General features: G+C 34.2%; 12 protein-coding genes. 10 read left to right on the top strand and 2 right to left on the bottom strand.

What is annotated here, in order from left to right:
• Positions 1-27: 27 nt before the first annotated feature.
• The 4 genes from H7U04_RS10565 to H7U04_RS10550 all read left to right on the top strand — a co-directional run bounded on the left by H7U04_RS10565 (position 28) and on the right by H7U04_RS10550 (position 10,660).
• Complete coding sequence (locus H7U04_RS10565) at positions 28-5,196, top strand: leucine-rich repeat protein (protein ID WP_398578244.1); 5,169 nt, start codon at positions 28-30, stop codon at positions 5,194-5,196.
• A 519-nt stretch (positions 5,197-5,715) separates the two neighbouring features.
• A complete protein-coding gene (locus H7U04_RS10560) occupies positions 5,716-7,047 on the top strand; it encodes a hypothetical protein (RefSeq protein WP_110981536.1) in 1,332 nt (443 codons plus the stop codon).
• A 74-nt stretch (positions 7,048-7,121) separates the two neighbouring features.
• Positions 7,122-7,610, top strand: coding sequence for a hypothetical protein (locus H7U04_RS10555; RefSeq protein WP_002887147.1), 489 nt, complete (start codon positions 7,122-7,124; stop codon positions 7,608-7,610).
• A gap of 221 nt (positions 7,611-7,831) precedes the next feature.
• Positions 7,832-10,660, top strand: a complete 2,829-nt coding sequence (locus H7U04_RS10550; RefSeq protein WP_260315572.1) for a hypothetical protein — start codon at positions 7,832-7,834, stop codon at positions 10,658-10,660.
• Positions 10,661-10,699: 39 nt separating this feature from the next.
• On the opposite strand, the gene H7U04_RS10545 is transcribed toward H7U04_RS10550, so the two are convergent.
• Positions 10,700-11,008: a hypothetical protein gene (locus tag H7U04_RS10545; protein ID WP_201059749.1), complete on the bottom strand. Its 309-nt coding sequence runs from the start codon at positions 11,006-11,008 to the stop codon at positions 10,700-10,702.
• A gap of 539 nt (positions 11,009-11,547) precedes the next feature.
• Here H7U04_RS10545 and H7U04_RS10540 point away from each other — a divergent pair.
• The 5 genes from H7U04_RS10540 to H7U04_RS10520 all read left to right on the top strand — a co-directional run bounded on the left by H7U04_RS10540 (position 11,548) and on the right by H7U04_RS10520 (position 15,452).
• Positions 11,548-12,816: a replication-relaxation family protein gene (locus H7U04_RS10540; protein WP_260315571.1), complete on the top strand. Its 1,269-nt coding sequence runs from the start codon at positions 11,548-11,550 to the stop codon at positions 12,814-12,816.
• Positions 12,817-12,833: 17 nt separating this feature from the next.
• Complete coding sequence (locus tag H7U04_RS10535; RefSeq protein ID WP_201059747.1) at positions 12,834-13,196, top strand: hypothetical protein; 363 nt, start codon at positions 12,834-12,836, stop codon at positions 13,194-13,196.
• A 140-nt stretch (positions 13,197-13,336) separates the two neighbouring features.
• Complete coding sequence (locus H7U04_RS10530) at positions 13,337-14,134, top strand: thioredoxin family protein (RefSeq protein ID WP_201059745.1); 798 nt, start codon at positions 13,337-13,339, stop codon at positions 14,132-14,134.
• On the top strand, positions 14,134-14,766 hold the full coding sequence (locus tag H7U04_RS10525; protein ID WP_045772465.1) for a hypothetical protein: 633 nt from the start codon (positions 14,134-14,136) through the stop codon (positions 14,764-14,766). The genes H7U04_RS10530 and H7U04_RS10525 overlap by 1 nt, the downstream gene beginning before the upstream one ends.
• Positions 14,760-15,452: a hypothetical protein gene (locus H7U04_RS10520; protein ID WP_201059743.1), complete on the top strand. Its 693-nt coding sequence runs from the start codon at positions 14,760-14,762 to the stop codon at positions 15,450-15,452. Before H7U04_RS10525 ends, H7U04_RS10520 begins: the two co-directional genes overlap by 7 nt.
• 166 nt (positions 15,453-15,618) lie before the next feature.
• On the opposite strand, the gene H7U04_RS10515 is transcribed toward H7U04_RS10520, so the two are convergent.
• Positions 15,619-16,473, bottom strand: a complete 855-nt coding sequence (locus H7U04_RS10515; protein WP_110981542.1) for a helix-turn-helix domain-containing protein — start codon at positions 16,471-16,473, stop codon at positions 15,619-15,621.
• A gap of 246 nt (positions 16,474-16,719) precedes the next feature.
• Here H7U04_RS10515 and H7U04_RS10510 point away from each other — a divergent pair.
• Positions 16,720-17,252, top strand: a 533-nt coding sequence (locus H7U04_RS10510) for a hypothetical protein (protein WP_201059741.1), incomplete at its 3' end; no start/stop codon positions are given.

Here is a 17,252-nt window from a genome sequence, read left to right as displayed (position 1 = left end):
TTTTCAGGAACAGGAATTGAAAAGTTAGTGATTCCAGAGGGTGTTACTGAAATAGGGGCAGGTGCCTTTTCAGGTTCCAGTTTGAAGGAAGTAGTGTTACCAAGAACGTTAACGAAGATAGGCAATAATGCTTTTAGTGGGACACAGTTAAAAGACATCACTCTTCCAACAAGTGTCACATCTATAGGAAGTGGAGCCTTTGGATCTATTGATAGTTTAAGCAGTGTTGTTATTCCAAAGAATTTGAGTAATGCTTCTGGAGCTTTTGTGGGTTCAGAACATCTCAAGACAATTCATTTTGAAGAAGGCATAACAAAGATAGCTGACGGTCTCTTTCAAGGTTCAGGGATTTCGAGCATAAATATTCCTGAGACAGTCACCGAAATAGGTTCTAGAGCATTCGGTGATACAGGAATTACAGAACTTTATATTCCAGACAGTGTTACTAAGTTAGGTGATAATTCCTTTGGCACTGACTATTTAAACGATTTCAATTCCCTTACTAAAGTTAGCCTGCCATCAGAGTTACAATCAACTAGTTCACCATTCTATGGACAGAAGAATCTCAAGGAAGTAGTGCTTCGTGGAAATTGGAAGACAATTCCAAGTTCGTTGTTTTCAGGAACAGGAATTGAAAAGTTAGTGATTCCAGAGGGTGTTACTGAAATAGGGGCAGGTGCCTTTTCAGTTTCTAGTTTGAAGGAAGTAGTGTTACCAAGAACGTTAACGAAGATAGGTAATTATGCTTTTAGTGGGACACAGTTGACAAATATGTCGGTTCCTTCTAGTGTTAGGGAAATTGGCTCTTATGCCTTTAATAGTACGCCGCTTGAGGTAATTAATTTACCTTATGGATTGCAAATAATCGGTAGTGGAGCTTTTCGAAACACAAAGCTTGAAACAATTGAGATCCCAGAAGGTGTGACTTATCTTGATGATTACACTTTAGCCAATATTCCAACACTGAAGTCTGTGTATCTTCCAAAAAGTTTGACAACTTTCGTTCAGTCTTGGGATACACCTTCTGAAAGCGTAGAATATCATGTTTATCTGGATTCTTTTGCTTTAGAATATATGATTGAAAAACAACTTAACTTTAAACTTCGTGATGAAAATGTAGCAAATGATGACAGTAAAGTATTAGACAGTAGCAATTCCTATTATCTGGCAACGACAACAGGTACTCGTCGACAAGGATATTTAGGTCTAGACCTAAAGTACGCTATAAAAAAAGATAAATCAAGTGATGATGGAAAGTATGTCCTTCACCTCAATATACCATCTACAACGAAAGTTTTTGAAAGTAAAATACGAGTAAATGGCCAAGATGTAACGGCAACAGTTTCTAATGGTTATCTAGATATTCCAGTTTCAGAAGAGGTGGGTAAGATTAAGTTAATGCTTATGACAGAAAACAGAAAACTCACTAATGCTCGTTTATTTGCACAGCTTTCCTATCAAAAAGATAGAAAAAAACTATCTGAAAATATTGGAGCTATCAATGTTAATATACCTGTCTTAACACTAACAGCTAGTCAGGTAACATCAAGGAGTTACTCTCGTATTAGTGGAGTAGCTGACCCTAATGACCAGGTAATTGCTTATCTTGATGATATGGTTGTTGGTCAAGTCAAGATCAAAAAAGATGGAAGTTATACCCTTGATGTACCTCTGGTCACTCCTGTAGAAAACAAAGAATATACAATCAAAGTGAAGGCTTTATCATCAGATGGTCGAGAAATCAGTGAGACAACAACAGTTCGCTATGAGAAAAAACATCCTGAGTTAGTGAACTTTATCATGCGTCATTATGGCTACACTTATAATTTGAAAGAGAATCAAGACAAAGTTCCAGTCATCAGATTTATTCCAGGTGGACAATTTGATTTTGAGGTGGAATACACGAACACTAGTGGCAATGATAGTCTTTATCTTGTCAGTAATCGTGAAGGTATAAATAAAGTTATTGAACTAAAATGGGATGTTAAAAAAGAAAAATATGTTTATACTGGCTACTTTGACCAAGAAAACACTCATTATGTTCCTGGTAAAATGACTCTTTATCTTGAAAAAGGTGTTGCACCATCAGAAACTATATATAGTAGTGAAGTTCAGGATAATTTATCACAACGTACTGCTGGAAAAATTTTAATATTAGATAGTGATGGGGATGGATATCCTGATATAGTAGATAAACATCGAAACTCCTGGGACCTAGGAGACCGTGATTTGGCAATTTTCTCATTATTAAGTTATAAACCAGAAGAAGAAATCAAAAAAATATTTCTTGCAAAGAGTTTTAAAGATAAGGGGTTAAAAATAGGAGGATTAGACCAGGCTTTATTTGAAAACTGGAGATTATTGGGTTCCCCTGTTTTCTTACCAGGAGTTGCAAATATTAATGTTTATAGATTTGTAAATGATAAGACGAAAGAAATTGTTTTAGCTATACGTGGTACAGATGAAGAGGTGAGAAATGGTGGAAATATTGGTATTGAAAAACCTTATTTAAGCCCAGAATGGATAGATAATTATTTTAAGATTTGGCGTGGCATATCCAAAGATAAAGAAGTGATAAAGAAATCTCTTAATTTATTGTTACCTAGTGGTAGTAATTATGATGTATCTATTGTTGGCCATTCTAGAGGTTCTTATCTTGCGTATATTTTAGCAGCAGAAATGTTAACAAATAAACTAATCTCTATGGATTATGAAAAAATTGATACTGCTATCAATCCTAGAGATTTAATTAGAGGAAATTTAAAAAATGTAGTTACCTTTAATGGTGTTGGACTAGCTACTTGGAAGAGTCAATTGATTGATAGTTTGATCAATAATTCACTGACACCTTTACAAAAAATATTGAAACAGCTTTCTAATGATTTTTATAAATCAGAAAGGGAAATATTTGAGTTATTACGAACTTCAGGTTTAACAAGAGCTTACAGTATTATAGGAGATCCAGTTAGTGATCCGTTCCGTAAAGGGATTGGAATAGGAGATCATCCTAACTTACTTTTGCCTAGAGGAGAAAAAAAGCACCTAATTCATCCAGAAAATGGAGAATTAAGTGAGCATGATATACACAATTTTTTATATTACATATCACAAGGAGTTAGAAGCTCGAAAAATCAATTTAGGGGAATTGGTGATTTAAAATCAATCGATATCAATGAAAGAATTAGTAGTACAGCACTCACAGATTTTAAATTTGCGATTGACCCATCGGGTGTTGTAATAAATGATGTTTCTAAGAATCCAATTACTGGTGCAACTACTACGATTTATTATCGAGGAGAGAACGGTGAAGAAATTCTATGGGATGCAGGTGAGTATTCGCAGTTTAATCCTTTGGTAACAACAGTTTATGGGGAGTATGCTTGGGATGTGCCAGAGGGATTCTGGAAAGTCAAGGTAAGTAAAGAGGGATATGAGTCTAAGGAGTCTGACTGGCTTCCGGTACCACCACCTCAGACGGAAGTACATTTCAACTTGAAACCATTGTCCTATAAGATAGCTTATAAAGTTGGAGATGGTATATTAAAGGGAGATGTTCCAAGGAGTTACCAAACTGATGTAGATACGGAGTTGCCTTATCCTGTTCGTAAAGGATACGTTTTTACAGGATGGTATTTAGATGATAATTTCTCAGGTGAACCTTTCTTTAATACATTGTTCGATAAAGCAGGTGACAAGGTGCTTTATGCTAAGTGGGAAAAAGACACAAAAATTCTAAGTGATGATGATAACGTTGTTACGGTGACAGTTTCTGGAAATGATGTAAATGTAATTGGCAAGGTTGTTAAAAAGGAAGTTACTAATGCTGATATCTTAGAAAAGGTTGGTGATCATAATAACCTTCTTATGGAAATTCAAGCTTTAGATGATGATGGTAATATAGTATCCTTATCCGAAGATGCTAAACTTGACCTAGCAGTGATTTCAGGTCGCAAACCTTATAAGGTGTTACATTATGTAAAAGATAAGTCGACTTTTGAAGAGGTACCATTTAATTGGAATGAAAAGGACAAGAATATTTCATTAACCACGTCAACTTTAGGGGTTTATTTGATTCAAAGTAAATTGACAGAACAACAGATGACTACTAAGGTTCGTCAAGAAAGTCGAGTTCTTAAGACAGATAAGATTGAATACGTTGATGATGCAAGTCTAGATGTAGGCAAAGTTCGAGAAATAGCAGCAGTAGACGGGCAAGTTTTGGTAGAAATCACAGATAACTATGTAAATGGTGAGTTGCAGTCAAGTACAGAAAAAGAATTATCACGTATTGAACCGCAAGCTAAGAAAGTTTATCGAGGCACAAAACAGGTATCACAAGTTCCCGATGTTGCACCAATAGAGCATAATAAACCAGAGGCTATTATTGAAACTAAGGTTCGTCAAGAAAGTCGAACTCTTAAGACAGATAAGATTGAATACGTTGATGATGCAAGTCTAGATGCAGGTAAAATTCGAGAAATAGCAACAGTAGACGGGCAAGTTTTGGTAGAAATCACAGACATCTATGTAAATGGTGAATTGCAATTAAGTACTGAAAAAGAATTATCACGTATTGAACCACAAGCTAAGAAGGTTTATCGAGGCACAAAACAGGTATCCCAAGTTCCTGATGTTGCCCCTATAGAGCAAAATAAACCAGAGGCTATTCTTGAAACCAAGGTTCGTCAAGAAAGTCGAATTCTTAAGACTGATAAGGTTGAATACGTTAATGATGCAAGTCTTGATGCAGGTAAAATTCGAGAAGTTGCAGCAGTAGATGGGCAAGTTTTGGTAGAAACCACAGACATCTATGTAAATGGTGAATTACAGTCAAGTACTGAAAAAGAATTATCACGTATTGAACCACAAGCTAAGAAGGTTTATCGAGGCACAAAACAGGTATCTCAAGTTCCCGATGTTGCACCAATTGAGGTTAATAGAATCGAACGTAATAATATTACGAAAGAGCTTCAAGGGATTTCTACTGTGATAAATACTAAGTTAGAGCCAGTAGTGATGAATCAATCGTCTTCAGAACCTCTTTCATCAAAAGAAACAACCATAAGAACTAAAGGTTATTTACCAAATACAAGTAGTGAATATGGTTATGGCTTTGAGTGGGCAGGTATTATTGCTTTAGCAACGGCTCATTTTGGAATAATCTCAAATAATAGAAAGAAAAATATAAAAAACTAGTTATTAGTGATGGATTAACTCAACTTCAAGAATTATTCCACATTAAGACTGATGAGAAAGTTCTCAGAAGTGATATTCTTCTGGGGGCTTTTTTGACGTTAAGAAAACTGAGAATTATATATTTGTAAAGGATATCGACGTGATCGCAATTAAACGTGGGTATCATGCAGAGGCACACAATGAAAATTTTTGAAGTTGCCTTTATATTTTGGGTGCTCTAGCCTTGCATTGATATCAAAAATCTATATAATAATAATTAAAACAGAGCCAGAAGAAAGGGTGAGAATTATGTTTATGATCTTGGTTCTATTACTTACATTAGCGAGTTTCTTATATGTTACCATCGGTATCGCCAAGAAAATCTTTTCAATTTTCGCCTTAATTACACCAATTGTAGTCTTGGGTGTTGGGCTTTTTATCGCAATGAGTTAACAAAAGTCAAGGGGGGTCACTATCTTACAGGTAGTGACCTTTTTTGTTATGCTTTTAATGTCAAAAAAGACATTAAAGGAGAAAAATATGAAAGCACTTAAACTTATAAGAGAGGACGGTTATGAAAACGTCCATTATGCTAGTTTAGGGGAGCAAAAATTTAAAACATTGGTTGTTGCAGATAGGAAAGATGAACAAGAACAATGGTTTGAGCAACCAGAAATTGAATGTGTCCCAGAAGAAGTTTCAGATATCATTCGAAACTATACACTCCCATATATTGATCTTGGAAATACTGAAGATGAGTATTTGTTAGAACAAGCAACTAATAAGGTTGTATCAGTTGTGGTAGAAAATGTGCTTGAAACACAGCCATTTATTCCTAGAAATAGAAATGGTCGCCCTATCGGTGAAGGTGTAGCTTTCTGCGATATGTTAGTAGGGCGTATCCAAAATGGAGAACTTTCTGGAACAGCAGTTTATATTAAACAAACTGAATCAGGCTTCCGCCAGCCAAAAGATTTCTTTAAAATGGTTGGACGGATTTTTCCTTGTAAATTAACTGAAATCCATATCCAAACTATCGACAATTATAAACTCACAATCAATAACCCATCAAACTATGTTGTTGAAGGTAGTATTGAGTTAGCTGAGTGGTTAACTAATTATCAACTTCTTCAGCAAATTGAAAAGAGTAAAGATAACTCTTCACGTAATCGAGATAGAAAAAATATCTTAGAGCGTACTCATGAAGGTATTGTATCAGCCGTTATTAACAATGGTAGCAATGCAGGTATCATGGTAATGACCAAAAAATTACAAACGGTATTCATTCCAAAACATAGGGTAAGTTATGAGTGTGATTCTTCATTTGTTAACCTAGACGAAGTAGTATCAGTCTTTGATAGGGTGGAATTTAAAATTACTGGGGCCAATACCCAAAAACCAAGTCCAAATCAAAGAGAACGTCACATTATCCATGACTATATTCGTATCGAGGGAGATATGAAAGTTCTCGAAGAAGCACCTCAAGATGCTTTGATTGAGATGATTGATGATAAGAAAGTCATAGGACGATTGTTTAAAGTGCGATTTATCAGTTTTGATCCACAAAGTCTACATACTGTAGAGTTGGTTGACTTTCCAGGAATCAAAATTAAAATGAAGGACTCGGGTTCTTTAAATCGGGTTCCTTTTAAGCAAGGAGATGAAATTTCAGTTGTCATACTAGATGCTCATTATCGCTGGGTAGACGCAAATAGCAGGGGGCGTCGAGTGGCTAAAAAAACTGAAGAAGTGAGCAGTAATTCACAGAATACGGAAGAGAAAAAATGTCTGTTTCGTATCAAATCACGTTTCAATAGTTTCTATCCAAATCGTGTGAACAGTAAAATCTTATCAACATTTTTCACTAGTTGAGTTGCATATAGTTCCCTCTGAAATGGGAACTTTTTGTTTACGTTCGGATCAGAAAAATTTAACAAGGAGGGAACATGAATCATCACAATATCAATGCTATCGTCTATTATCTGATAGTCTTTATTCGGTATGTCTTACCTATTACCTTGGTCTTCATCGGTATCGGTAGGTGGAGTTATGCTAAATCTATCAATAATCCAGAGAAACAAATCATGGGAGTAAATTTTGCCTTAAAATCAATTTTATTCTTATATATCGTTACATTTATCCCTATTTTCATCATCTATGGACTCGCAATGATATCAAAGGGAGGCACACATAGTGGTGATTTCTCTATGATTAGTTTCGTAGAAGTCTTTACCCTAATAGAAATTCTAGCGGTTGGGATATTACCTGCATATGGTTTCATACAAGGATACATATATCACTATCAATGGTTGATTACAGAAGGTAAGAAAACAACAAGCTTACCTCGACGAAATCTATTCATTAGACTTGGAGTAATAAGTCCGATTGCTATTGTTGTATTTATGGAATTCTTGAAAAGAATGTTTGCTTACTAGAGAGGTGCTTTATGCGGAAGATCTTGAAATTATTTTTTAATCGTTATTATACAAATGGTAAGCGAACAATAGATATCTTGCTGTATTGTTGGCGAAAATATATTGATTGGGTATATCATATATCTTTTGGATTATTTGCTTTCAATATTATTATGTTTATCTTCAGATGGCGTTTGCCTAATTGGGTATTTATATCTTTATTTATATTTTTGTTCGTTAATATGGCTTTAGTTTTATACATTGGTGTATGGCACAGTAATGTTACAAGTCGTCAAATTTTCGTGTTATTTGAAAAATATGATACCTTAAAACGAGCAGAACGAAAGAAAATTATTGGTAAGTATGCTATAAGAGCAGCATTAGCAGCAGTACTTATATCTTCTGGATTATATGTACTAACAATCAATAACTTTATCTTATCCCTCATCAATCGTATGTATGATGTAGCAGATAATTATCTCAAATATATGCCCTGGTCAATACCAAATGGAAGTCAGACAGGTATTGTTTTAAGTTATCATACTCTCAAACCTATAATAGGAGCAGACTGGTTCAACAGTTTATTATTGTTGACTCCGATAGGAGTAATTGGTCTTATTTTTTATAATAGTTATGCAACTGGAATTGCTGAAAAAACCTACGAGAAATTGGTTGAGCAATGGCTAGGAGGACGTTACTTCCAAGACAGTGTATTAAGTAATATTGTTCATAATCAAGATGAAAAAGGTCAAGCGAATTTGGTTATGGGGCTTAACTCTAAAACTGGAGAGCAAGTGATTTTACATGCTAATGAGAGGACTTATCATACTATTATCTTTGGTTTGATTGGTACTGGTAAATCGGCAACGATTCTGATTCCAGCAATGCTACAGGATATGGAAAATATGAAATACTATCTATTATCCTATCGTAAGTATTTGACGAAAGTAGATGAAGAACTGGAAGAAGAATTCTTTAACACAGAGTTTGAACGAAAGAAAAAAAGACGTGAATTGTTGGAACAGTGGTATAACAATGGTTATGCTGCAGAGCTTACAAATGGTATTTATATGACTGAACCATCAGGTTCGATGTATGGCACAATTGTTAAGTACGCACATAAAATGGGCTTCCCTGATGAAATGATTTGGACTCTAGATCCTACTAACCCAGGAACTGGTGCAATTAATATTTTGGATGGAGATACTACTCAGGTAAAAGGGGCTGTTCGAGACTTATTTAAACGATTTAGTGATCCAAGTGGGACTGGTTCTTCTTTCTTTCTTAACCAAGAAGGACAACTTACTGATAATATCATTACGGTCATTAAAGAGGTTGCGTTGATACCAGATGCCCCAATAAATTATATGTTAAAAGGTAAGTCTCCAACACTAACTGAATTCTCAAATATGTTACGTTCTAGCGATTGGATTGAAGCCTATATTGCCGTTTTTGAACAATTACTGAATCGAAAGAAAAGGCTTTTTGAAGAAACGTTGAAAAAGCATGAAGAGTTCTTAGAGCAGGAAAAAGAAAAGTGGTTAGAGGAATCAGAGTACAATCGTGAACACGAACAACTCTTTGATACTATCCTTAGACCAGAGAATGTTCATGAAGCTATAAACGCATTTAATGATGAAAGAAATAAACTTGAAAACCTCCAAAGTTCTTATGATTATTTCATCAATGCTCATCAATTAAATTCGTACACAGAGGAATATTATTATACCTTTGATGCTAACGTGTCTGGTCTAAAAGCAGTTATTGATGACCTATCATCTTCACCAGAAATTCGTCGTGTATTTTTCTCTCAAAGTACCAAAGATTTAGATATTGTTTTAAAAACAGGTGGAATGATTTTGGTCAATTCTGCTAAAGGTGTTCTTGGTAAAGAAAAGTCTCGAATGGTAGCACAGATGGTAACATTGGTTATGCAAAATGCTGCTCAAAGACGTCTTCCAGATAAGTCTCCTTTCTTTGCTTTTTATGAAGATGAAAAGAATGGTTACTTGATGCCAGGTAATGATAGTAACTTCCTAGATGAGTCTCGTAAGTTCCATGTTCCAGTTATGCATGCTTACCAACATGACGAACAAATTAGGGATTCTATTGGCGAATCTGGGGCTGATGCAATCAAGATGTCTTATCGTAATGCCTTTACCTTCCAACAAACCTCAACAAAGGTTGTAGAGTTTATTAATCTTCGTTCAGGAGGGAAACATTACGCTCTTAAAGAAACCAAACGTGCAGCAAACGATGATCTCTTAGCAGGAAATCAAGGGAACTCAAGTGCGACTTCAGAGGAAGTAGTAGAAGAAGATAACTTCACTGCTAGAGATGCAAATAACCTAGAGAAATTCCAAGTTGGTGGTGTAATCGTCAGTGATGATGAAGTCTCAAATATGATTTATTTGACAACATCACCGCATTTTGAAATGGATATTTCAAAGGACTCTTTTGTCTCACATACACCTTTCAATAAGGTTTATGGGCTCGGAGAGGAAGAACCGGAAATTGCAAAAGCCTATAAAATGTGGAGAGCAGAAGTGATAGAATATTATGCTCAAAAAGAGTCTGAAAGCCACCTCTATGAAAGTGATTTTACTGACGAAGAATGGCAAGCAATCATGGATGTTAAGGTGCCAAATGTTGATAGTAATGTAAATGATACAGTTGGTAAAAAAGATGATTCCCCATCAGTTAAAAGAACAATCTTAGTCAACGATAGTATAACAGAACATAGAGAAGGTACTTCAATTAGAGAAGAGGTAACAGAGGATATTGAGCAAAAAGAAGAAGTCAATAACTCAGAGAACCCACCAGTTGTTGAAGAAAAACAAACTGTAAATAGCAAAAATGATATTGGTGAGTTGAAGGATAAAGAGATAACTCAAAGAGTGATCCTAGCTCCATCATCTACACCCGAAACAGTCGATACTCAAAATATTCAAGCCCCTAATCAAGAGTTTGAATTACCTCAAGAGCTGTCTCGTGTAGCTCGTGAGAAAGCAACTAAAACTTTAAAAAGTAATGTAGGACAAATGGATATTGATGAGGAAGAGGGGTTTTAGATAACATAAAAAGCAACGGAAATTTCCGTTGCTTTTGTTCTAATTTTGAGAGTCATTATACGTTTCTTTATGAGTCTTATCAGAATCCTTTCTTGCTTTTTCTTCTGCTCTTTTTCTCTTAATTTCCTCTTTTACCTCTTTGACCTTATTTTGTGTTTCAACAACTAAATCATCAATAGATATATCTGGATTTTCTAGCTTTTTCAATTCGAAATAGACTTGGCCTAGTTTATCTGTTTGTGATTTTAGATAGGCTTTAAGTTGCTCTGTAGCTTCTCTCTTTTGTTGTTCTAAAGCTTCAAGTTCCTTAATAAAATCTGATTCAGTTTTTTTGTTTTTTCCTGCCATGATTTGCTCCTTAATTATTAATTATATCTAATAGTATAGAGCAAGAATATTAAAAGTCAACCCATGTCACTCCCTTGAAAATAATCTATTCTAGGGTATACTGAACACTATAGCGACCCATTATAAATGAATCCAAATAGTAGTTATTAAGTGCTTAAAACCCCATAAAACCGGTTGTTACAAGTGTTATGTAATAACCAGATTTTATGAATGAAAGTATACAGATAACAAAAGTATAAGAGTTTACTGTATTTATAGGGTTGATGAATAATATTAGAAACTCGTAAATCATAAATGAGTAAATAGTGACTACTATATAGATAGAATAAACCATGTTTTTTGGGATTATCGTTATAAAAATAAACTACGACGTTATGAATGAGAGGAGATGAAAGTATCAATCAGTATTTTACGGGTACAAAGGAATGCTTGAGTAGGTCTATATCAAAGGCTAAGCATGACTTAAAAAATAATATCTATACTCTTCGAAAAAAGACCAGACTATATACCCTATTAATTGACTATTTTAGGACTACAAAATGCAAGATATAAAAAATAGAGATTTTACCTCACTTATTTCAAATAAAAAAAATAAAATTCATTACACTCAGAGAAATAAAATAGCTTCTTATTTTGTTTCAAAAAAGCAAAATATCTCACTGTCGTTTTCAGAAGAGGAGCTTATCATCTTTTATCATTTACTAAGGTTTGGTTATTTTGATAAGGAAATAGTAGACCTCATTTATACTGCAGTAACTCGAAAATCCAAAACTCCTAATTCATGGTTTTATCGTCTTGTTGGGAAGGTGAATCATCCTATTTCAGCATGTTCGGATGCTAGAAGTGGTAAGAGAAAAATATATTATCTGAACAAAGGTTTTAGTACCTGGTTGCTTACTATGATTAAGGGGATTGATAAAATACGGTTGCTAACAACAACGACTGAATATGATAGGTCAGTATATAGCATTGTCAGTAATAATCTTCTAGGAGGGAAACCTCAAACCGTAAATATTCATGATCTAGAGAACAGACGTTTAGTTGCTAACATCTTAAACAAGCTTTTTTTTAAAAACCAAGACAAGTCTGTTTATGACCTAAACATACAAGTCGTATTTCCTATTAGTCGGGTTAATCTTTTAATGGTTCCTGATGCTGTTGTATTTGTGAACGATAACCCTTTTTTTATAGAGTATGACCGAGCAACAGAACGTCAAACAATTCTACTTTCTAAAATATTTGGTTATGCAGAAGAACCAGCATTTGAAAATTCTAGTTTATTTTTCGTTTTCGAGAATAGCCGTAAAGATAATACGCAAGTATCTAAACGTTTAATGAACTTTTTGGAATATGTAAATGAGGTCGAGGTTGAAGGTGTAACTGGACATGACATGTTAAAGCGTAAAAGTATTTCTTTGTTCAGTCAAACAACAACAAATGCTTCTGACGTTATTGTCGAAATCATTCAAGAAAAGATGTTTTCAAATCATAAAGATTGGTGTGATTGCGAGGCTTATGATTTTTCTGAACTGCAGAAAATAGATTATCTCGTTAAGGAGATATCAGAACCTTTATATGATGAGAAATTCCAGTTATCAGCTGTTGTTGAAACTGACTCATGGGAATTGAAAGAGTACCCTATGATACCTATGGCATATATCAAAAATGACTTGATTCCACAATTAACTAGTCTATATGAAGAATTCTCAATAGAGTATGAACATATGATCATTGTATTCCCAAAAGAAGTCTTGCCAGAAAAAATCAAACTTCCTTTTGATGATTATTTCTTTGTTGTTTATAGATAGAGTAAAGGAGTTTGTGAATGGATTATTTGGAATACTTAGGAAGAAGACTTGTATGGTTAGTTGTTTCGCTTGTAGTTGTAATCGTAGTAAAAAGACCACGACTTTTGAAAGGATTGGCCCTAGTAAGTGATGAAGTTATCGGTAAAATCAACTACTTTATTTTCTTAACGATTGCTTGGCTAGTTCTTGTTACATATTTTATTTTGTACTTGTTTACGGTAGTTACTTTTTTCCTATCATGGCATTCGCTAACCCTGAATAATGTGCTGGAAGTGATTTTACAAACCGTATTAATCATACCAACACTCTATACGTTATTTGTTCCACATAACGAGGTTATCAAGCAGGTTGATGAATTCTTATCAGCGAAAAAAGAATAAGTCACGCGCAGCAACTGCAACATATAATTATTTTCTCAACTATTTAAAAATATGTAAGAAAGTCACATGATAGTTTGAATTTGTTGTAAGTATCTGGTGTTGTTTTAAAGATAAAAAAGATTGAAAGGTAACGGTAATTAATGAAAATAAAAATTGAATCTGCTTGGAAAACCCTTTGTGATGCATTCCCCAAGTTAAAGGATAATCCTCTTTACAAGGGTTGGTATATTAGCTATGCGATCCTTGTGACGTTATCTATTTTGACGGTAGTTGTAGTGAACCATAGGGTTGTCTATGCATTTCCGTTTGATTGGTTTGGATTGCTTTTTGGAATTATCTTACCTTGGGTTCTTACGACCTTTTATATCGTATATCAAGGTGTGGACCATGCCCACCAGTTTACATCGACTAAAGTTGTTCTTGGGTTATTTATGTTACCTGTAATTCTGATTGGCTTTACCTCTAGTTATAAGAATGAATACAGTTATAGTAATCGTATGGTTACGACGGTTTTTGATCAGGAACTCACGCAACAAAGTTTCCACGCAACAAAGATTACATCAAACCAGCTTGATTATTTTAAAGAAGATAATGTCATTTTTCCTTATAAGAAAAATACTGCTTCAGAGATATATGTGTTCTTTCGACCTGATTGCCCCTACTGTCAAAAATCAATTCCAGTACTCAATAAGAGCTTAACTGAAAAAGAACGAAACAAGATTATCTATGTTAATGTTCTTGACGAAAGTGGCAAGGATTTAGCTAAAGCTATGGGAGTAGAGAAAGCAGCAACAGCAGTTATCTATCATAAGGATAAGACTTCTGGTGGATGGTCCAAACGAATTGAACGAATGGCAGGAGGAAAGCATGAAGCACCTCGTCTTCATGAGGATGCTATCCATGATATTGTGTCAGTTGCAAAGGAGGAAACAAAATAATGTATTTATCAAAAAAAGATATTTCAGAATGGATTGCTAGCCTAAAAGCAGGTGACGAGGTTGCTGTCCAAATAACACGAATGGATGGTGTCATAGTTTCTAGTGAGCGTGGCATTGTCGACAAGTGGTTAGGAAAGAGACTTATAGTTGTTAACGGTAAGCATTTTGTTCCTAGCACTGGTTTGAGACAAAGTAACGCTTTTGTCCCTGGTCAAAAGACAATCGTGGAACAACTTTTTCCCTTGGATGCTTTGCTTTTAGATGAGGAAGAACTTTCCAAAAGAGACACCATTATTCAAAGGTTGAAAGAGTCTGCTGAACGTCTAGAGCACGCGCAGACTTATTCTTCATTAGTCGTTTCTAGGGTGCTTCGTAAGTTATCAGTCCTAGACATTGGTGATATTTATGATCTAAATGAACTACGTTCCTCTAGTGACACAGAAGACTTAGAAAATAGTGCTTTATTGGATAGACGAAAACTCTCAGAGAAGAAACGTTGTTTAAAGACTCTTGACCGTATGCTTGTCAATTTAAGTCAAGATAATACCTTGGGTGCTTTCAAGCTAATCTCTCTTTTGGGAGAAGTAGCTTCTGAATTTACTGATGCTGAAAATGAGGTAAGTGAATGTTAGCCTATGTCATTATGTTTGTAGTTATGTTTACCATCAAGTGTGTAACTCTTACTTTTGTGAAGAATAAAGAGTCTACAGTTGTCAGTACTTTTCTGAGTGGCACGAATCAGATTTTTCTTAATACGATTGTCTGGTTTCTACGACTAACAGCCATGTTCCAGTTTTATCTTTTGGTGGTAGACAATAATCTAACTGTCATCCCTATAATTGTTGGTTTCATTCTACCTAATGTCTTGTTCTGGTTTAAGGGAATCAAAGCTTCTTTATCGGATTTGCTTGTACGTTGGTTAAAATCATTTATTGGTCATAAGTATAAAACATGCCCATTTTGTCATGAATCACATTTATTCTTTCGATACACAGAAGACCGCACAGCTGCTTATTACTATCTCTTGACTGAAGATGATAGTCTTGTGGCCATTGGAGATTTTGATAATAGTGATCATCCTGCACGTTTCTTTTTAAGTAACGATGAATCACATTTTGATGAGCTGGTTGATACCATGCTACCTTATATGTTACCTGGAATGGAAGAGGTGGTCTATGTAGGTGGGCGACAACAGCGATTGGCTAGAGAATTGTATTGTGTCGATTGCCAGGAACGAGTCAGTGAAGATAGTGGTGTACAATTTGGTGAAGTACTTTTAAGTGAGCGTAGGCATGAGGATTATAAAGCTCATGTTTAGTTTTCAGTATTGAAGTTATTATTGAATCAAAAACGCACTATTAAAACGCAAAACTTGAAGCAACTAATAAGTTGAACAAAGACATCAAACGGTTCGGTTTTAGAAACTTTATCAACTTTAAGAAGCGTATCTTTATCACACTGAACATAAAAAGAGCCAATTTATTTCACGACCTTCGTTCTATTATTTTATTGAAATGTTCTTGATACTGTGACTTAATATTGTATTCTCCTAGAATTTCAAATACTTGTAATGCCTGTTGCATCTTATCGATTCCATTTTGATCCTTCTTTTTAAATTCAAAATATCCTGTAGAATACAGAAAAACGGTTTGCTCATAATAATTTTGTTCATTTTCTAATAGTTTTTCTATCTCACTAATCAAATATATGCAATTAGAAAATTCTTCTAAGTCTATGCTTAAAATTAAGCAATTTATTGCTAACTGTGTAACAAGTCTCTTATTAGTTTTATTTAATGATGAATATATATAGTTCTTCAACATTTCCATTGTTAATAGGAAGTAGGAACTGTATTGAATTGTTCTTACACAGTTACCTAATAGAATAATTTCATAATGTCCCCAACTTTCAACTTGAAATAGATAATCTGTTAAATATAGTATTTCTTCATCCGATGGAAAAACTTTTTGGTCTACGGTGTGAAGAATTGATTTTACCATTGTTCTTTCAAAAGAGTTTAAATTATAGTTTGAAGAGTTGGAGAGAAGCTTGGAAATGCTCTCCATGTTTTGTGATGAGTATTGTTTTCGAATGTAATGTATTAAATGAGCAAATGACTTAGTATGATTATTATCCTTCTCATGTAATATAATAAATTCATCTAAAGAAATATGTAGCTTATTTAAAATATTAATAAGTCTGATGCAAGAAATTTCTGATTCTCCTCGCTCAAATCTAGAGATTTGAGATTTAGAGAGATTCTCATCAGCTACAGAACATAGGGTGATTTGTTTTCCTTGACGAACTTTTCTTAGTGTTTTTCCAAGTGATGATTTCATTTTTCCCTCTTTCACAACAAATTTTTGAGTTATTTATTAGTATTATACAATAAAAGAAACTAATAAAGGAGTAGTGAAATGAAGAAACTATTGAAAATTTTTCCTATTTTATTTCTTTTCTTAGATATAATAATTATTGTGGGAGGATAAAGTGCTTACCAGTACTGGTAAACTATTAGTGTTACTAATAGTTTACTTTGAAAGTGTAATCTTATGTGTGATGATAAAATTGTTTGTATAATTCCGATGGCTGGACGTGGTTCTAGAGCTAAGGCAATTTTTGGAAATAAGCCAAAATATAAAATGAAGATAGGTTGTCGTTCTTTTTTAGAATACTCAATGATAACTTTGTCAAAAATTGAAAATGCCCAATATATTTTTATATGTCAGAAACAAGAACTTGATATTGAGTTTATTGAAAAATGCTGTAGGAAACACGGCATTGAAGATTTCAAAATTATTACATTAAAAAAACTTACAGATGGGCAAGCGACTACAGTATTTAACGCAATATCTCAGTCAACAATTCGTGATGAAAAGGTCTTGATTTTTAATGTGGATACATATATTCCAAATTTAATTGTTCCTGAAACTTTGTACAAGTTTGATGGGTGGATTAGTAGTTTTTACACTGATATTGGGGATAGATGGAGTTTTGTAAAATTCAATAACAACCAAATTTTAACAAGTGTTGAAGAAAAAACAAAGATTTCTAATTTTGGTTGTACAGGTGTGTACTATTTTAGTAGCTACAACATGTTCTCTTATACACATCTCCT

Source organism: Streptococcus sp. 22.1, assembly GCF_016648645.1.
In the GTDB taxonomy this organism is placed as follows: domain Bacteria; phylum Bacillota; class Bacilli; order Lactobacillales; family Streptococcaceae; genus Streptococcus.
The sequence above is the reverse complement of the archived record's forward strand: the minus strand, read 5'-3'. Positions and strand labels throughout refer to the sequence as shown.

What these genes read in the sequence shown, in the direction of transcription:
- H7U04_RS10530 (WP_201059745.1), top strand. Translation starts at nt 13,337, where the DNA reads ATGAAAATAAAAATTGAATCTGCTTGGAAAACCCTTTGTGATGCATTC.
- H7U04_RS10525 (WP_045772465.1), top strand. Translation starts at nt 14,134, where the DNA reads ATGTATTTATCAAAAAAAGATATTTCAGAATGGATTGCTAGCCTAAAA.
- H7U04_RS10545 (WP_201059749.1), bottom strand. Translation starts at nt 11,008, where the DNA reads ATGGCAGGAAAAAACAAAAAAACTGAATCAGATTTTATTAAGGAACTT.
- H7U04_RS10555 (WP_002887147.1), top strand. Translation starts at nt 7,122, where the DNA reads ATGAATCATCACAATATCAATGCTATCGTCTATTATCTGATAGTCTTT.
- H7U04_RS10535 (WP_201059747.1), top strand. Translation starts at nt 12,834, where the DNA reads ATGGATTATTTGGAATACTTAGGAAGAAGACTTGTATGGTTAGTTGTT.
- H7U04_RS10515 (WP_110981542.1), bottom strand. Translation starts at nt 16,473, where the DNA reads ATGAAATCATCACTTGGAAAAACACTAAGAAAAGTTCGTCAAGGAAAA.
- H7U04_RS10520 (WP_201059743.1), top strand. Translation starts at nt 14,760, where the DNA reads ATGTTAGCCTATGTCATTATGTTTGTAGTTATGTTTACCATCAAGTGT.
- H7U04_RS10550 (WP_260315572.1), top strand. Translation starts at nt 7,832, where the DNA reads ATGGCTTTAGTTTTATACATTGGTGTATGGCACAGTAATGTTACAAGT.
- H7U04_RS10560 (WP_110981536.1), top strand. Translation starts at nt 5,716, where the DNA reads ATGAAAGCACTTAAACTTATAAGAGAGGACGGTTATGAAAACGTCCAT.
- H7U04_RS10540 (WP_260315571.1), top strand. Translation starts at nt 11,548, where the DNA reads ATGCAAGATATAAAAAATAGAGATTTTACCTCACTTATTTCAAATAAA.